Here is a 16,715-nt window from a genome sequence, read left to right on the forward strand (position 1 = left end):
GAAGGGAGATGCACATGGCAAGTCCAATTCTACCGGGTTCCGGACTGGGTTCCGGCCTGGACATCGGCGCGATCGTGACCGCGCTGGTCAACGCCGACAAGTCGCCGAAACAGACGCAGATCGATTCCGCGACCAAGACCAATACCCTGAAGATTTCCGGTGTCGGCACGTTGAAGAGTGCGCTGACCGCGTACCAGACGGCGATGACCAACCTGGGCAGCAAGACCAACCCGGCATTTGCCGGCTTCACGGCGACCTCGAGCAACACAGCGATTCTCGGCGCCACCTCCGATAACACTGCGGTGTCGGGGACTTACAACGTTGTTGTCAACCAATTGGCCACTGGCTCGAAAGTTGCCAGCGCTTCTTTCGCCGGCGGTGCTGCCAGTGCCATTCCGAGTGGTACCCTGAAAATCAGTCAGAATGGCACTGATTACAATGTCACGATCCCGGCCAATGCGACCTTGCAGAGCACGCGTGATGCGATCAACACGGCTCAGGGCGCCAATGGCATTTCTGCCAACATCGTGACTGACAGCAGTGGTGCTTCGCGCCTGGTGATCAGCTCCAACAAGACTGGCGCGGGTACCGATCTCTCTGTCAGCGGGATCGCCGGTCTGGAGATCGACGGTACTCAGTCGATGGGTACTAATCCGGCGGCAGGCGCCTCGGGCAACGTCAATGGCCTTGCACAAGATGCCAAGGTGACCATCGACGGCCTGCAGGTTTCCAGCAAAAGTAACACGGTCAGTGGTGCAATCAGCGGCCTGACCCTGAATCTGACCACTGTCAGCCCTGTCGTTGGTGGCGTTGCCACGCCGACCGTTGTCAGCGTCGATACCAACACCAAAGGGCTGCAGGCTTCGGTTCAGGCGTTTGTTGACGCCTACAACACCCTGAAGACCACCATCGACACCCTGTCCAAGGCGACACCGGACGCCGATGGCAAGCTAACGGTGCAGGCCGCTTTTACCGGTGACTCGTTGCCGCGCTCGCTGATCTCCGACATCCGTGGCCAGTTGACTGCTCCTGGTGCTGGTGCAGAGGGTTCTTTGTCCTATCTGTCGGAGATCGGTGTGATGACCGATCGCAACACCGGCAACCTGACGTTTGATACTGCTGCGTTCACCAAAACCATGGCTCAGCCCGGGAAGGCTGGCCAGGTGCAGCAGATGTTCACCGGGACTAACGATACCAACGGTCTGCTGGCGCGCATGAACAAGGCGGTGGACCCGTATCTGAAGGCACCTGCCGGTAGCGCACCTACTGCCGTAGGCCTGCTTGATCAGCGCATGTCCATCCTGAACAACAACACCAAGAGCCTGACCAGTCAGCAATTGGCGCTGGATTTGCGTGTGGCCAACCTGACCAAGACGTTGACGGCCAAGTACAACGCCATGGACTTGCTGGTAGGGCAGATGAAAGCGACGGCCAGTAACATCACGTCGTTCTTCAGCTCGCTGAACGCTCAGCAATCCGCGAAGTAACCTGCAAGAACGACAAAAACCCGGCTACGCTTTATCGGCGTGCGCCGGGTTTTTGTCTTTTGATCTAAAGTTCTGTGATTCGTTGGCGATACACTGGTTATACGAGTCATTGTGGCAATGAGGTAGAACATGAACCCAATGTTAGCCCTTCGGCAATATCAGAAAGTCGGCGCGCACGCCCAGACCTCCGAGGCGAGTCCGCACCGTCTGGTACAAATGTTGATGGAAGGCGGGCTGGCCCGCATCGCTCAGGCCAAGGGTGCCATCGAGCGCAAGGACATTCCTGGCAAGTGCACCTCGATCAGCAAGGCCATTGGCATTGTCAGCGGGCTGCGTGAAGGTCTGGACCTGGAAAAGTGTGCCGATGAACTGGCCGATCTGGACGGGCTGTACATCTACATGATGAAGCGCCTCGCCGAGGCCAACATCAACAGCGATCCGCGCATTCTCGATGAGGTTGCCGGCTTGCTGAGCACGGTCAAAGAAGGCTGGGATGCCATCGCCCCCGAGCCTGCTCCGCAGTTTTGAAGGAGAGCACCATGAGTCTTGTATTGCAGCGAATCGCCGACACCCGTGAAGCGCTGGTCAGTGCGCTGGCCGAACGCAACTGGGAAGCCATTGGCGAGCTGGATCTGGCTTGCCGATCCTGCATGGAAGACGTCATGGCCGAGGCCTCGCTGGATGAGGAGGCCCTGCGCAATAACCTTGAGGAGCTGCTCCACGTCTACAAGGAGCTTCTGGAGGCGGCGATGGGTGAGCGGCAGGCGATAGCCAACGAGATGTCGCAGATCACCCAAGCGCAAAAGGCGGCAAAGGTTTACCATCTGTTTGGTTAATTAACCCCCAGTTAATCCAGACATGTGCGCCATAAATTTGACTGTGCACGGTTTTTTGACTTAACTAGTGGCTGTTTTCAGATTTCAGGCGTCTACAGGCACAAGGTGTCCTGCAAGCGTCTCGCTTGCCCCATTTTTCGGGCATTGAGTTGACTAGGGAAGTTGCTATTGCATGTGGCGTGAAACCAAAATTCTGCTGATCGATGACGATAGCGTCCGCCGCCGCGACCTGGCGGTGATTTTAAATTTTCTCGGCGAAGAAAATTTACCCTGCGGCAGCCATGACTGGCAGCAGGCTGTCGGCTCTTTGTCATCAAGTCGTGAAGTCATCTGTGTACTGATCGGGACGGTAAATGCTCCGGGTGCACTGTTGGGCTTGTTAAAGACACTCTCGACATGGGATGAGTTCCTTCCGGTTTTGCTGATGGGCGATAATTCTTCCGTCGACCTGCCGGAAGACCAGCGCCGCCGGGTGCTTTCAACGCTGGAAATGCCACCCAGCTACAGCAAGCTGCTCGACTCCCTGCACCGTGCCCAGGTCTATCGCGAGATGTACGACCAGGCCCGCGAGCGCGGCCGTCATCGCGAACCCAATCTGTTCCGTAGCCTCGTCGGCACCAGCCGGGCGATCCAGCATGTCCGTCAGATGATGCAGCAAGTGGCCGATACCGACGCCAGTGTGCTGATCCTCGGCGAGTCCGGCACCGGCAAGGAAGTGGTTGCGCGCAACCTGCATTACCACTCCAAACGTCGCGACGCGCCATTCGTGCCAGTCAACTGCGGGGCGATCCCGGCCGAGCTGCTGGAAAGCGAACTGTTCGGCCACGAGAAGGGCGCCTTCACCGGCGCGATCACCAGCCGCGCCGGACGTTTCGAGCTGGCCAACGGCGGTACGCTGTTCCTCGATGAAATCGGCGACATGCCGCTGCCGATGCAGGTCAAACTGTTGCGCGTGCTGCAGGAGCGTACCTTCGAGCGTGTGGGCAGCAACAAGACCCAGAGCGTCGATGTACGCATCATTGCCGCGACCCACAAGAACCTCGAAAGCATGATCGAGGTCGGCACCTTCCGCGAAGACCTCTACTATCGCTTGAATGTGTTCCCGATCGAGATGGCGCCGTTGCGTGAGCGCGTTGAAGACATCCCGCTGCTGATGAACGAACTGATCTCGCGCATGGAGCACGAAAAGCGCGGTTCGATCCGTTTCAACTCGGCAGCGATCATGTCGCTGTGCCGTCACGGCTGGCCGGGCAACGTCCGCGAGCTGGCCAACCTGGTGGAGCGCATGGCGATCATGCACCCGTACGGGGTCATCGGTGTGGTCGAGTTGCCGAAGAAGTTCCGCTACGTCGATGATGAAGACGAGCAGATGGTCGACAGTCTGCGCAGCGATCTCGAAGAGCGCGTGGCGATCAACGGTCATACCCCGGACTTCACCGCCAACGCTCTGCTGCCGCCGGAAGGTCTGGACCTCAAAGACTACCTCGGTGGTCTGGAGCAGGGTCTGATCCAGCAGGCGCTGGACGATGCCAATGGCATTGTGGCGCGTGCCGCCGAACGCCTGCGCATCCGTCGAACCACGCTGGTGGAGAAGATGCGCAAGTACGGCATGAGCCGGCGTGAAGGTGATGAACAGGCGGATGATTGACGCCTGTTTTTCAACGTCTTCATTTATAAGCAGTTTTTTTTAGGCACGGGTATTGCTACGTCCCTCGCAACGTTCCGTTTAACTGACGGTCAGCCAAGCGAGAGAACACAATGCCCCACGCCCAGATGTCATCTGCTTCCAATGCCGAGGGGCAATCGTCGTCCGTAGAGCAGGCGAGCCGTCAGGGTCTTGAGCAGGCGTTCGCGCTGTTCAATCAGATGTCCAGCCAGTTGACCGACTCCTACAGCATGCTTGAAGCCCGGGTCACCGAGCTCAAAGGCGAGTTGGCGGTGGTCAGTGCCCAGCGCATGCAGGAGCTGGCCGAAAAAGAACGTTTGGCCAACCGCCTGCAAAACCTCCTTGATCTGTTGCCCGGTGGCGTCATCGTCATTGACGGCCATGGCATGGTTCGCGAGGCCAATCCGGCGGCCATTGAGTTGTTGGGGCTGCCGCTGGAAGGCGAGTTGTGGCGCCACGTGATCGCCCGATGCTTCGCCCCGCGCGAGGACGACGGCCATGAAATCTCTCTGAAAAACGGTCGGCGACTGTCGATTGCCACCCGCTCGCTGGATGCCGAACCGGGGCAGTTGGTGCTGCTCAACGACCTGACGGAAACCCGCCACCTTCAAGATCAACTGGCGCGCCATGAGCGTCTGTCATCGCTGGGGCGCATGGTCGCCTCGCTGGCTCATCAGATCCGCACACCGTTGTCTGCCGCTTTGCTCTACGCCAGTCATTTGACTGAGCAGGAATTGCCGGTCGCCACCCAGCAGCGTTTCGCTGGCCGCCTCAAAGAGCGTTTGCACGAGCTGGAGCATCAGGTGCGCGACATGCTGGTGTTCGCCCGGGGCGAGTTGCCGCTGACCGATCGCATCACCCCCAATGCCTTGATGCAATCGCTGCAGGCGGCGGCGCTGACTCATGTGCAGGATTTGCCCATTCGCTGGCAGTGCGACAGTCATGCCGGCGAATTGCTGTGCAACCGCGACACGCTGGTCGGGGCCCTTCTCAATCTGATCGAAAACGCGATTCAGGCCAGTGACGGCAACGTGCGCCTGAAAGTGCATTGCTACACCCGCGACAACAGCCTGCGCCTGTGCGTCAGCGACAGCGGCAGCGGTATAGATCCGGTGGTGCTCGAACGTCTCGGCGAGCCATTTTTTACCACCAAAGTCACCGGCACCGGGCTTGGTCTGACCGTGGTCAAGGCCGTGGCCCGGGCACATCAGGGAGAATTGCGGCTGCGTTCGCGTGTCGGGCGCGGCACGTGCGCGCAGGTGATCCTGCCGCTGTTTTCCGCTGTACAGGGAGCTGAGTAAACGTCATGGGCATCAAGGTTTTGCTGGTCGAGGATGACCGCTCGTTGCGCGAAGCGCTGGCCGACACGCTGTTGCTGGCAGGCCACGACTACCACGCGGTCGGCAGCGCCGAAGAGGCGTTGCAGGCGGTTGAGCGCGAAGCGTTCAGTCTGGTGGTCAGTGACGTCAACATGCCCGGCATGGACGGCCATCAACTGCTTGGACTGTTGCGCGCCCGACAGCCGCAACTACCGGTACTGCTGATGACCGCACATGGCGCGGTGGAGCGAGCGGTCGATGCGATGCGCCAGGGAGCGGCGGATTATCTGGTCAAGCCGTTCGAGCCCAAGGCTCTGCTGGACCTGGTTTCGCGGCATGCGCTGGGCTGTGTCAGTGTGGCTGATAGCGACGGGCCGGTGGCGGTCGAGCCGGCCAGTGCGCAGTTGCTCGAACTGGCGGCGCGGGTGGCACGCAGCGATTCCACAGTGTTGATCTCCGGCGAGTCCGGTACCGGCAAGGAAGTGCTGGCGCGCTACATCCATCAGCAATCCCATCGTGCGAGCCTGCCGTTCATCGCGATCAACTGCGCGGCGATTCCTGACAACATGCTTGAAGCCACGCTGTTCGGTCACGAGAAAGGCTCATTCACCGGCGCCATCGCGGCGCAGCCCGGCAAGTTTGAACAAGCCGATGGCGGCACCCTTCTGCTCGACGAGATTTCCGAAATGCCCCTGGGCCTGCAAGCCAAGTTGCTGCGGGTGCTGCAGGAGCGTGAAGTCGAGCGTGTCGGTGCGCGCAAGCCGATCGCGCTGGATATTCGCGTGGTCGCGACCACCAACCGCGATCTGGCTGGCGAAGTGGCGGCGGGGCGCTTCCGTGAAGACCTCTTTTACCGTCTGTCGGTTTTTCCTCTGGCGTGGCGTCCACTTCGCGAGCGCACTGCCGATATCCTGCCGCTGGCCGAGCGGTTGCTGAACAAACACGTCAATAAAATGAAGCACGCGCCGGCGAAGCTGTCGCCAGAAGCCCAGGTTTGCCTCACTGGTTATCCGTGGCCGGGCAATGTGCGTGAGCTGGATAACGCCATTCAACGGGCGCTGATTCTGCAGCAGGGCGGTTTGATCCAGCCGCAGGATTTCTGCCTGACGGGCGCGGTGACGTTTGGTACTGCGCCGTCCGTCGTGCCGGTGCAGCCGCTGGTGCGCGAGATCGAAGTCGAGGCTGAATCCGCCGGTGCGTTGGGCGATGACCTGCGGCGTAGGGAGTTTCAGATGATCATCGATACCCTGCGCACCGAACGCGGCCGGCGCAAGGAGGCGGCGGAAAAACTCGGTATCAGCCCGCGAACCCTGCGCTACAAGCTGGCGCAAATGCGCGATGCCGGGATGGACGTCGAAGGCTATCTGTTCGCCACGTGAGCGGTGGAGCGAATGTTTGAAAGTGCTTTTCTGAAAGGCTGCCCGATAGCTGGCACCCTTGTTGCTAATACCTGTGTACCCGCCGAGTGAGTGTCAAAAAATTGCGGGCCGCCCAAGAGAGTAGACCATGAGCCAAGGTATTGAATTTAATCGGTTGATGATGGACATGAAGGCCATGAAAATGGACGCCATGGCCACGCCGAAATCGACTGCCGCCGTCCCTGAACTGGCAGGCAGCAGCTTTTCCGACATGCTCGGTCAGGCCATCAACAAAGTCAGCGATACCCAGCAGGCATCGACTCAGTTGGCCAACGCATTTGAAATCGGCAAGAGCGGCGTCGATCTGACCGACGTGATGATCGCCTCGCAGAAAGCCAGCGTGTCGTTCCAGGCTCTGACCCAGGTGCGCAACAAACTGGTTCAGGCTTATCAAGACATCATGCAGATGCCGGTTTAAGGACGAGATTGAGTCATGGCAGAAGCAGTCGCCGATAACGTTCCGGCCAAGGCCACCCCGATAGACGGCAAACCGCCGCTGTTCGGCCTGTCCTTCCTGGAAAACCTCTCCGAGATGACCATGCTGCGTCAGGTGGGCCTGTTGGTCGGCCTGGCTGCGAGCGTGGCGATTGGCTTTGCCGTGGTGCTGTGGTCGCAGCAGCCGGATTACCGTCCGTTGTACGGCAGCCTTGCCGGCATGGACGCCAAGCAGGTCATGGACACCCTGGCCTCCGCCGACATCCCTTACACCGTCGAGCCGAACTCCGGCGCCTTGCTGGTCAAGGCTGACGATCTGTCCCGTGCGCGGATGAAACTCGCGGCCGCTGGTGTCACTCCCAGCGACGGCAACATCGGTTTCGAAATCCTCGACAAGGAACAGGGGCTGGGCACCAGCCAGTTCATGGAAGCGACCCGTTACCGTCGCGGCCTCGAAGGCGAACTGGCACGCACCATCTCCAGCCTGAACAACGTCAAGGGCGCCCGCGTGCACCTGGCGATTCCGAAGAGCTCGGTGTTCGTGCGCGATGAGCGCAAGCCAAGCGCTTCGGTTCTGGTCGAGTTGTACTCCGGACGTTCGCTGGAGCCGGGTCAGGTGGTGGCGATCATCAACCTGGTGGCGACTTCCGTGCCTGAACTGAGCAAATCGCAGATCACCGTCGTCGATCAGAAGGGCAATCTGCTCTCCGATCAGGCGGAGAACTCCGAAATGACCATGGCCGGCAAGCAGTTCGATTACAGCCGCCGCATGGAAAGCATGCTCACTCAGCGCGTGCACAACATTCTGCAGCCGGTGCTGGGTAACGATCGCTACAAGGCTGAAGTCTCGGCCGACATCGATTTCAGTGCCGTCGAATCGACCGCCGAGCAGTTCAACCCGGACCAGCCGGCGTTGCGCAGCGAGCAGTCGGTCAATGAGCAACGCACCGCCAGCAATGGTCCGCAAGGTGTCCCGGGGGCGCTGAGCAACCAGCCGCCGGCGCCGGCCTCGGCACCGCAAACCACCGGTGGCGCGCAAGGCTCTACCGGCATGGTTCAACCCGGTCAGCCACTGGTGGATGCCAACGGTCAGCAGATCATGGACCCGGCCACCGGCCAGCCAATGCTCGCACCGTACCCGGCGGACAAGCGTCAACAATCCACCAAGAACTTCGAACTGGACCGTTCCATCAGCCACACCAAGCAGCAGCAGGGTCGCCTGAATCGTCTGTCGGTGTCGGTGGTGGTCGATGATCAGGTCAAGGTCAATGCGGCCAACGGGGAAACCACCCGCGCGCCATGGAGCGCCGATGAACTGGCGCGCTTCACCCGTCTGGTGCAGGACGCCGTTGGCTTCGATGCCAGCCGTGGTGACAGCGTCAGCGTGATCAACATGCCGTTCTCCGCCGAACGCGGTGAAGTGGTTGCCGATATTCCGTTCTACTCCCAGCCATGGTTCTGGGACATCGTCAAACAAGTACTGGGTGTGTTGTTCATTCTGGTGCTGGTGTTTGGTGTGCTGCGTCCGGTGTTGAACAACATCACCGGTGGCGGCAAAGGCAAGGAGCTGGCCGGTCTGGGCAGCGACGTGGAACTCGGTGGCATGGGCGGCCTGGACGGCGACCTGGCCAACGACCGCGTGAGCCTCGGTGGTCCGCAGAGCATTCTGTTGCCGAGCCCGAGTGAGGGTTATGACGCACAACTGAATGCAATCAAGAGCTTGGTGGCCGAGGATCCGGGTCGCGTGGCTCAGGTCGTGAAAGAGTGGATTAACGCAGATGAGTGATAACCGAGCCGCAACCGTCAAACTGAACAAGGTCGACAAAGCCGCGATTCTGCTGCTGTCCCTGGGTTCGACCGATGCCGCGCAAGTGCTGCGCCACATGGGCCCGAAAGAGGTTCAGCGGGTGGGTGTGGCCATGGCTCAGATGGGCAACGTCCATCGCGAGCAGGTCGAGCAGGTCATGAGCGAGTTCGTCGACATCGTCGGCGACCAGACCAGCCTCGGCGTCGGCTCCGACGACTACGTGCGCAAAATGCTCACCCAGGCGCTGGGCGAAGACAAGGCCAACGGCCTGATCGACCGCATCCTGCTCGGTGGCAACACCAGCGGCCTCGACAGCCTGAAATGGATGGAGCCGCGCGCCGTTGCCGATGTGATCCGTTACGAACACCCGCAGATCCAGGCCATCGTCGTCGCCTACCTCGACCCGGATCAGGCCGGTGAAGTGCTCGGCAACTTCGACCACAAGGTGCGCCTGGACATCATCCTGCGCGTTTCGTCGCTGAACACCGTGCAACCGGCTGCGCTGAAAGAGCTGAACCAGATTCTCGAGAAGCAGTTCTCCGGCAACTCGAATGCCTCGCGCACCACCCTGGGTGGCATCAAGCGTGCGGCGGACATCATGAACTTCCTCGACAGCTCGATCGAAGGCCAGCTCATGGACTCGATCCGCGAAGTCGACGAAGACCTGTCCGGTCAGATCGAAGACCTCATGTTCGTGTTCAACAACCTGGCCGACGTCGACGACCGCGGCATCCAGGCACTGTTGCGCGAAGTGTCCTCGGACGTGCTGGTACTGGCCCTCAAGGGCTCGGACGAAGGCGTCAAAGAGAAGATCTTCAAGAACATGTCCAAACGTGCGGCCGAACTGTTGCGCGACGACCTCGAAGCCAAAGGCCCGGTGCGCGTCAGCGACGTGGAAACCGCGCAGAAAGAAATCCTCACTATTGCCCGTCGTATGGCCGAAGCCGGCGAGATCGTGCTCGGTGGCAAGGGCGGCGAGGAAATGATCTAACCCCATGGACAAGCATGACGAGTCAGTGACGGATTTGATCCGCGCCCGCGATGTCCGTGGTTTCGAATCCTGGGCGCTGCCCAGCTTCGATCCGCCGAAACCGGAACCCGAGCCGGAACCGGAGCCCGAACCGCCGGAAATGGAAGAAGTGCCGCTGGAAGAAGTCCAGCCACTGACCCTGGAAGAACTCGAAAGCATCCGTCAGGAGGCCTACAACGAGGGCTTTGGCATCGGTGAGAAGGAAGGTTTTCACAGCGCCACGCTCAAGGTGCGTCAGGAAGCCGAAGTGGCGCTGGCGGCAAAACTGGCCAGCCTCGAGCAGTTGATGACCCACCTGTTCGAGCCGATTGCCGAGCAAGACACCCAGATCGAAAAGTCGCTGGTCGACCTCGTGCAACACATCACCAGACAGGTGATCAAGCGCGAACTGGCGATCGATTCCAGCCAGATCGAACACGTCATGCGCGACGCGCTCAAGCTGCTGCCGTTGGGCGTGGACAACGTGCGTCTGTACGTCAATCCGCAGGACTTCGAGCAGGCCAAGGCCTTGCGCGAACGCCATGAAGAAACCTGGCGCATCGTCGAGGACGAGTCGCTGATGCCCGGTGGTTGCCGGGTTGAAACCGCGCACAGCCGCATCGACGCGAGCATTGAAACCCGCATCACCCAGGTCATGGGCAAGCTGTTTGACCAGTTGCACGAACAGTCTCTGCACCCGGCTGCGCCGGATCTGAGTCTGGACATTCCTGAAGAAATCCCATCGGCGGCTGCGCCGCAAGCGCCGCTCGCGGACACCCCCGATGCGCCTTGAACGCACCAGTTTCGCCAAGCGCCTCAGCACCTATGCCGACGCCACTGACATCGCTGGCGCGCCGATTCTTGAAGGCCGTCTGCTACGCATGGTCGGCCTCACCCTCGAAGCCGAAGGCCTGCGCGCCGCCATGGGCACACGTTGCCTGGTGATCAATGACGACAGCTATCACCCGTCCCAGGTGGAAGCGGAAGTCATGGGGTTTTCCGGCAGCAAAGTCTTCCTGATGCCGGTCGGCAGCGTCGCCGGCATTGCCCCGGGCGCCCGTGTGGTACCGCTGGCTGAAACCGGTCGTCTGCCGATGGGCATGAGCATGCTCGGTCGCGTACTCGACGGCGCCGGACGCGCGCTGGACGGCAAGGGCGGGATGAAGGCTGAAGACTGGGTGCCGATGGACGGCCCGACAATCAACCCGCTCAACCGCGACCCGATCCACGAACCGCTGGACGTCGGCATCCGTTGCATCAACGGTTTGCTGACGGTCGGGCGTGGTCAGCGTCTGGGCCTGTTCGCCGGTACCGGTGTCGGTAAATCGGTGCTGCTGGGCATGATGACCCGCTTCACCGAGGCCGACATTATCGTCGTCGGCCTGATCGGTGAACGGGGTCGCGAAGTGAAAGAGTTCATCGAGCACATCCTCGGTGAAGAAGGCCTCAAGCGTTCGGTGGTCGTCGCCTCGCCGGCGGACGATGCGCCACTGATGCGTCTGCGCGCGGCCATGTACTGCACGCGCATCGCCGAGTATTTCCGCGACAAGGGCAAGAACGTCCTGTTGCTGATGGATTCGCTGACCCGTTTCGCCCAGGCCCAGCGGGAAATCGCCCTGGCCATCGGCGAGCCGCCAGCGACCAAGGGTTATCCGCCCTCGGTGTTCGCCAAACTGCCGAAACTGGTGGAGCGCGCCGGTAACGCGGAAAAGGGCGGGGGATCGATCACCGCGTTCTACACCGTGTTGTCCGAAGGCGATGACCAGCAGGACCCGATTGCCGACTCGGCGCGGGGCGTGCTCGACGGCCACATCGTGTTGTCCCGGCGTCTGGCCGAGGAAGGTCATTATCCGGCCATCGACATCGAAGCCTCGATCAGCCGGGTGATGCCGGCTGTGGTCTCGGCGGAACACATGCAGCGTGCGCAGTACTTCAAGCAGCTGTGGTCGCGCTATCAGCAGAGCCGCGATCTGATCAGCGTCGGCGCTTACGTCGCCGGTGGCGATCGCGAGACCGATCTGGCGATCAATCTGCAGCCGCAACTGACCCGCTACCAGCGGCAGGGGCTGAACGACAAGATCAACATGGGCGAAAGCCAGGCCTATCTGGAAACCCTGTTCGCACCTGCGGCGGGCGGGTAACCGGCCATGGCCGTGAGTCGCGCCGCACGTCTGGCACCGGTGGTGGAAATGGCCGAACAGGCCGAAAAAACTGCCGTCCAGCGTCTGGGATACTTTCAGGGCCAGGTCAAGGTGGCCGAAAGCAAACTCGCCGACCTCGACGCCTTTCGTCTGGATTATCAGGAGCAGTGGATCGTGCGTGGCAGCGACGGGGTTTCCGGACAATGGCTGCTGGGGTATCACGGCTTTCTCGCGCAACTGGACACTGCGATCGACCAGCAGCGGCAAAGCCTGGTCTGGCACCAGAACAATCTGATCAAGGCGCGAGACGCCTGGCAGCAGGCGTTCGCCAAGGTCGAGGGCCTGCGCAAACTGGTGCAGCGCTACCGCGAAGAGGCGCAACGCCTCGAAGACAAGCGCGAGCAGAGATTACTGGACGAGTTGTCGCAGCGTTTGCCGCGGCACGATCCTCTTGAATAATGTCAAAAGTTCACAGCCTTCGGCAGCTCCTGCAGGTGATTGATGTAGGAGCTGCCGAAGGCTGCGATCTTTTGATCTGGCTTCCAGCCTTGCCCCAACCCTGTCCAAGTGCTAAACCTTGTACACGTTCGTCAATGACAAGGAAGCCAGTCAATGTCAGTCGTTACAGAAGTCTCTCCGGATGGCCAAAAACTGACGATTTCGGTCAGGGGGCGGTTCGATTTCGGGCGCCATCAGGAATTTCGCGAGGCCTATGAGCGGCTTAACCACAAGCCTGACTCCATCGTGGTCGATCTGAAGGATGCCACCTACCTAGACAGCTCCGCGCTGGGCATGCTGCTTCTGCTGCGCGATCACGCCGGCGGCGACGACTCGGACGTGCGGGTGGTCAACAGCAACTCCGACGTGCGCAAGATTCTCGCCATCTCCAACTTCGACAAACTGTTCGACATCAGTTGACGGTCATGCAGGCACAAGAGCCGCTGACGATCCTGATCGCCGAAGACAGCGCCGCCGACCGGTTACTGTTGTCGACCATCGTCCGGCGTCAGGGGCATGAAGTGCTGACCGCCGCCAATGGCGCCGAAGCGCTGGAAGTGTTTCGGCGCCAGCCGCCGCACCTGGTGCTGATGGACGCAATGATGCCGGTGATGGATGGCTTCGAAGCGGCGCGACAGATCAAGGCGCTGGCGGGGGAAACCCTGGTGCCGATCATCTTCCTGACCTCGCTGACCGAAAGCGAAGCGCTGGCGCGCTGTCTGGAGGCGGGCGGCGACGACTTTCTGGCGAAGCCGTACAACCAGGTAATCCTTGCCGCCAAAATCAAGGCGATGGATCGCTTGCGTCGTTTGCAGGCCACGGTGCTGCAGCAGCGCGACCTGATTGCCAAACATCACGATTACCTGCTCAACGAACAGCGCGTGGCCAAAGCGGTGTTCGACAAGGTCGCGCATTCGGGTTGCCTGAGCGCGCCGAATATTCGCTACCTGCAATCGCCCTATGCATTGTTCAACGGCGACCTGCTGCTGGCGGCCTACACGCCGGCCGGCGACATGCATGTGCTGCTCGGTGATTTCACCGGCCACGGTCTGCCGGCGGCGGTGGGGGCGATGCCGTTGGCCGAAGTGTTTTACGGCATGACGGCCAAAGGTTACGGCCTGGCCGAAACCCTGCGCGAGATGAACGCCAAGCTCAAGCGCATCCTGCCGGTGGACATGTTCTGCTGCGCGACCATGCTTTGCCTGAGCTTTCAGCGCCGTACTGTGGAGGTGTGGAACGGGGGCATGCCCGATGGCTATCTGCACCGGATCGCCACGGGCGAACGGCTGCCGCTGCCGGCGCGGCATTTACCGCTGGGGGTGCTCAGCCCGCAGGCATTCGACGATCGCACCGAAGTGCAGGCCATGGCGGCAGGGGACCGAGTGTTCCTGCTGTCAGACGGCGTGATCGATACCACTGATGCCGATGACCGGTTGTTTGGTGTCGAGCGTTTGCAGCAACTGTTTGCCGCCAATCGTGAACCGGACAATCTGTTCGCCGAGATCGAACAGGCCTTGCACGCATTTCGTGGCGAGCCCCGCGACGATGTGAGCATGGTCGAGATCAGTCTGCTGGAAGCGGCGCAGGTGGTGCCGTCGGCGCCGGTGTATTCCGACAGTGGCCAATCCTGTCCGCTGGACTGGTCGGTAAGCTTCGAGTTTCGCGGTGCGACGCTCAAACGCTTCAATCCGTTGCCATATTTGCTGCAATTGTTACTGGAAGTACATGGCTTGCGCACCCAAAGTGGCGCAATCTACAGCGTGCTTGCCGAGCTGTATTCCAACGCACTGGAGCATGGCGTGCTGGGACTCGATTCCAGCCTCAAGCGTGATGCGGCCGGATTCGCTCGCTACTACGAGCAGCGCAATGCACGACTCGAGGCGTTGCAGGACGGTTATGTGCGCGTGCATTTGCAAGTCAGGCCGCAAGGTGCCGGTGGTTGCCTGGTCATCCGCGTCGAGGACAGCGGCAAGGGGTTTGACGTGGCGCGCGTGATGGAGCGACCGCTGGACGGCGTCCGTCTGTCGGGGCGCGGCGTCAGCTTGATCCGGCAATTGGGGCATAACGCCAGTTGGTCGGACGAAGGTCGCAGTGCTTGCGTAGAGTTTTTCTGGGAGGTTAGGGCATAATTCGCCGATTCTTGATCAAGGAGTGAACAAGTGACTGACCAACATGTGGATCGCGAAGTACTCGATGCGTTGCGCGAAGTGATGGAAGACAGCTATCCGGATTTGCTGGATACCTTCCTGACCGATTCTGAAAGTCGCTTGCATCAATTGCAAAAGACCGCCGACGCCAAGGTGTTGGCCGAGGTCGCCCATAGTTTCAAGGGCAGCGCCAGCAACATGGGTGCTGTGCGACTGGCGACGCTCTGTCAGGCGCTCGAGGCGGACGCCAGAAACAAAAGTCCCGCCGAAATCGTCGATCTGGTGGCGGACATCAGCAGCGAATTTGCCGATGTGCGACCTGTATACGAAGACGAACGCCAGCACGCCATCACGCATTGAATCCTGCCGTCCGGCGCTTTTCGCCAGCGCCGGACAAAACTGGCCCGACACTTGCAATAATCCCCGTCAACTGTACCTACGATCCCAGTGCAGCGGAGACCGTGTCATGCCTGCGACCCCCAATGTTCTTCTTCAATCTGCCGCCCAGGCCAAGGCGCAAGCCGCTGCCGCAAAAGCGCCGGTCATGGCCGCAGACACCGGGGACAAGGCCTCAAGCTTCGCTCAGGTGTTCGCCGATCAAGGCCCGAAAAAATCGCTGGCGAGCGCTGACAGTTCGCTGAAACCTTCGCGCGACAAGGTTGCCGACAACAGCGACAAGAAAGATTTCGGCAAGGACAAGTCTGCCGCCACACAACCGGCCGTTGCCGATAGCGGCAATGCCTTGCCTGCCGACAAGACCGCTTCGACTGCATCCGATGAACAGGCGGCCGCTGACAAGGCCGCCACCGATGCGGCCGCTGATAGCGCGCAGACGCCAGTGGCAGACACCACCCCGGTAGATCCGGCGCTGGTGCAAACCCTGCAACCGCTGGTGACTGCACCGGCGGTGCCCGCGCCAGTCGCTGCAACACCGGAGCCGGTCAAGGCCGAGACGCCGGTCGTGGCTGCAACCGTTGCGCCAGCCGTGGTCAAAGACCCGGCGGCATCGACCGATAGCGCTTTCGACCCGGCGGCCGATCCACTCGATTCGCTGCCGGCGGTGCGCATGGCGATGGAGCAGGGCGGCCACATTTCCGCCAGCAGCCAGGCACAACCCAAAGCTACGCCGGCACAGACCCAGGCCGACGGTGAATTGACTTCAGCGCAGAATTTCGCCGCTGGCATGGCCAGCATGCTCGATGTGCAGGCCGACAAGGACAGCACCAGTCAGAACGGCGAGAAAGCCTTCAGCGGTCTGATCGACGATGGCCTGAAGGATCTGAAGGCTGCCACCAGCGACACCCGTGTCGATGATTTCGCCAACCGTCTGGCGGCGCTGACTCAGGCGGCTACGCCGAAAACCGCGAACGCGGTGCCGGTGAATCAACCGATCGCCATGCACCAGAGCGGCTGGACCGAAGAAATCGTCAACCGCGTCATGTACCTGTCCAGCGCCAATCTGAAGGCGGCGGATATTCAATTGCAGCCGGCAGAGTTGGGACGCCTGGACATCCGCGTGAACATGGTGCCCGACCAACAGACTCAAGTGACCTTCATGAGCGCACATCCAAGTGTGCGTGAAGCGCTGGACGGCCAGATGCATCGCCTGCGTGACATGTTTACCCAGCAGGGCATGGGCCAGGTTGACGTCAACGTCTCTGACCAGAGTCGTGGCTGGCAGGGTCAGCAGGGTCAGGAACAGGCGCAGCACGGTCAGAGCGGCCGTACCAGCGCTGCAGGTGGGCGTCTGGATTCGGCGGAAGAAGAATTGGCGCCTGTGAGCGTGGCCGAAGCCGCTGCACAAACCACCAGCGTGATCGGCAGCAGCGCCGTCGACTATTACGCCTGATTCAAGGTGTTCACAAAAACCTGTGGGAGCTGGCTTGCCAGCGATGGCGGCGGCACATTCAGAACCAATGTGTCAGACCAATCGCTATCGCTGGCAAGCCAGC

16 protein-coding genes are annotated in these 16,715 nt (G+C 60.9%); all 16 read left to right on the plus strand.

Annotation, left to right across the window (positions count from 1 at the left end; all coding sequences use genetic code 11):
* Positions 1 to 14: 14 nt before the first annotated feature.
* The 16 genes from fliD (at position 15) to HXW87_RS11840 (ending at position 16,612) form a co-directional block, all read left to right on the plus strand.
* Complete coding sequence (gene fliD / locus HXW87_RS11765; protein ID WP_047292526.1) at positions 15 to 1,487, plus strand: flagellar filament capping protein FliD; 1,473 nt, start codon at positions 15 to 17, stop codon at positions 1,485 to 1,487.
* A 129-nt stretch (positions 1,488 to 1,616) separates the two neighbouring features.
* Entirely contained in the window at positions 1,617 to 2,015 is a 399-nt protein-coding gene (fliS, locus tag HXW87_RS11770; RefSeq protein WP_027614233.1) for a flagellar export chaperone FliS, read from the plus strand.
* An 11-nt stretch (positions 2,016 to 2,026) separates the two neighbouring features.
* The gene (locus tag HXW87_RS11775) at positions 2,027 to 2,323 is read left to right on the plus strand and encodes a hypothetical protein (RefSeq protein ID WP_003222861.1); all 297 of its coding nucleotides are present in this window, start codon (positions 2,027 to 2,029) and stop codon (positions 2,321 to 2,323) included.
* 172 nt (positions 2,324 to 2,495) lie between these two features.
* Positions 2,496 to 3,971 carry a sigma-54 dependent transcriptional regulator gene (locus HXW87_RS11780; protein ID WP_041073001.1) on the plus strand — a complete coding sequence of 492 codons (1,476 nt, stop codon included), beginning with the start codon at positions 2,496 to 2,498 and terminating at the stop codon, positions 3,969 to 3,971.
* 125 nt (positions 3,972 to 4,096) lie between these two features.
* Positions 4,097 to 5,290 (plus strand): ATP-binding protein, encoded by a 1,194-nt coding sequence (locus HXW87_RS11785; protein WP_179294989.1) that lies wholly within the window; start codon positions 4,097 to 4,099, stop codon positions 5,288 to 5,290.
* A gap of 5 nt (positions 5,291 to 5,295) precedes the next feature.
* On the plus strand, positions 5,296 to 6,687 hold the full coding sequence (locus HXW87_RS11790; protein WP_239778956.1) for a sigma-54 dependent transcriptional regulator: 1,392 nt from the start codon (positions 5,296 to 5,298) through the stop codon (positions 6,685 to 6,687).
* A gap of 127 nt (positions 6,688 to 6,814) precedes the next feature.
* Positions 6,815 to 7,144, plus strand: coding sequence for a flagellar hook-basal body complex protein FliE (gene fliE / locus HXW87_RS11795; RefSeq protein WP_003222869.1), 330 nt, complete (start codon positions 6,815 to 6,817; stop codon positions 7,142 to 7,144).
* Between the two features lie 15 nt (positions 7,145 to 7,159).
* Positions 7,160 to 8,947 (plus strand): flagellar basal-body MS-ring/collar protein FliF, encoded by a 1,788-nt coding sequence (gene fliF / locus HXW87_RS11800; RefSeq protein WP_047292533.1) that lies wholly within the window; start codon positions 7,160 to 7,162, stop codon positions 8,945 to 8,947.
* Positions 8,940 to 9,959: a flagellar motor switch protein FliG gene (gene fliG, locus HXW87_RS11805; RefSeq protein WP_007920042.1), complete on the plus strand. Its 1,020-nt coding sequence runs from the start codon at positions 8,940 to 8,942 to the stop codon at positions 9,957 to 9,959. Before fliF ends, fliG begins: the two co-directional genes overlap by 8 nt.
* Before the next feature lie 4 nt (positions 9,960 to 9,963).
* Positions 9,964 to 10,770, plus strand: a complete 807-nt coding sequence (gene fliH / locus HXW87_RS11810; RefSeq protein ID WP_121184345.1) for a flagellar assembly protein FliH — start codon at positions 9,964 to 9,966, stop codon at positions 10,768 to 10,770.
* Complete coding sequence (gene fliI / locus HXW87_RS11815) at positions 10,760 to 12,118, plus strand: flagellar protein export ATPase FliI (RefSeq protein WP_047292537.1); 1,359 nt, start codon at positions 10,760 to 10,762, stop codon at positions 12,116 to 12,118. Before fliH ends, fliI begins: the two co-directional genes overlap by 11 nt.
* Before the next feature lie 6 nt (positions 12,119 to 12,124).
* Entirely contained in the window at positions 12,125 to 12,577 is a 453-nt protein-coding gene (fliJ, locus tag HXW87_RS11820) for a flagellar export protein FliJ (RefSeq protein WP_047292539.1), read from the plus strand.
* Between the two features lie 153 nt (positions 12,578 to 12,730).
* Positions 12,731 to 13,036: an STAS domain-containing protein gene (locus HXW87_RS11825; protein WP_047292541.1), complete on the plus strand. Its 306-nt coding sequence runs from the start codon at positions 12,731 to 12,733 to the stop codon at positions 13,034 to 13,036.
* Positions 13,037 to 13,041: 5 nt separating this feature from the next.
* On the plus strand, positions 13,042 to 14,745 hold the full coding sequence (locus tag HXW87_RS11830) for a fused response regulator/phosphatase (protein WP_182404127.1): 1,704 nt from the start codon (positions 13,042 to 13,044) through the stop codon (positions 14,743 to 14,745).
* 30 nt (positions 14,746 to 14,775) lie between these two features.
* Positions 14,776 to 15,123, plus strand: a complete 348-nt coding sequence (locus HXW87_RS11835; RefSeq protein WP_047292545.1) for an Hpt domain-containing protein — start codon at positions 14,776 to 14,778, stop codon at positions 15,121 to 15,123.
* Positions 15,124 to 15,229: 106 nt separating this feature from the next.
* A complete protein-coding gene (locus HXW87_RS11840) occupies positions 15,230 to 16,612 on the plus strand; it encodes a flagellar hook-length control protein FliK (RefSeq protein ID WP_239778957.1) in 1,383 nt (460 codons plus the stop codon).
* The last annotated feature ends 103 nt before the right edge of the window (positions 16,613 to 16,715 follow it).

It is taken from the genome of Pseudomonas sp. Y5-11 (genome assembly GCF_022368695.1).
GTDB lineage: Bacteria > Pseudomonadota > Gammaproteobacteria > Pseudomonadales > Pseudomonadaceae > Aquipseudomonas > Aquipseudomonas parakoreensis.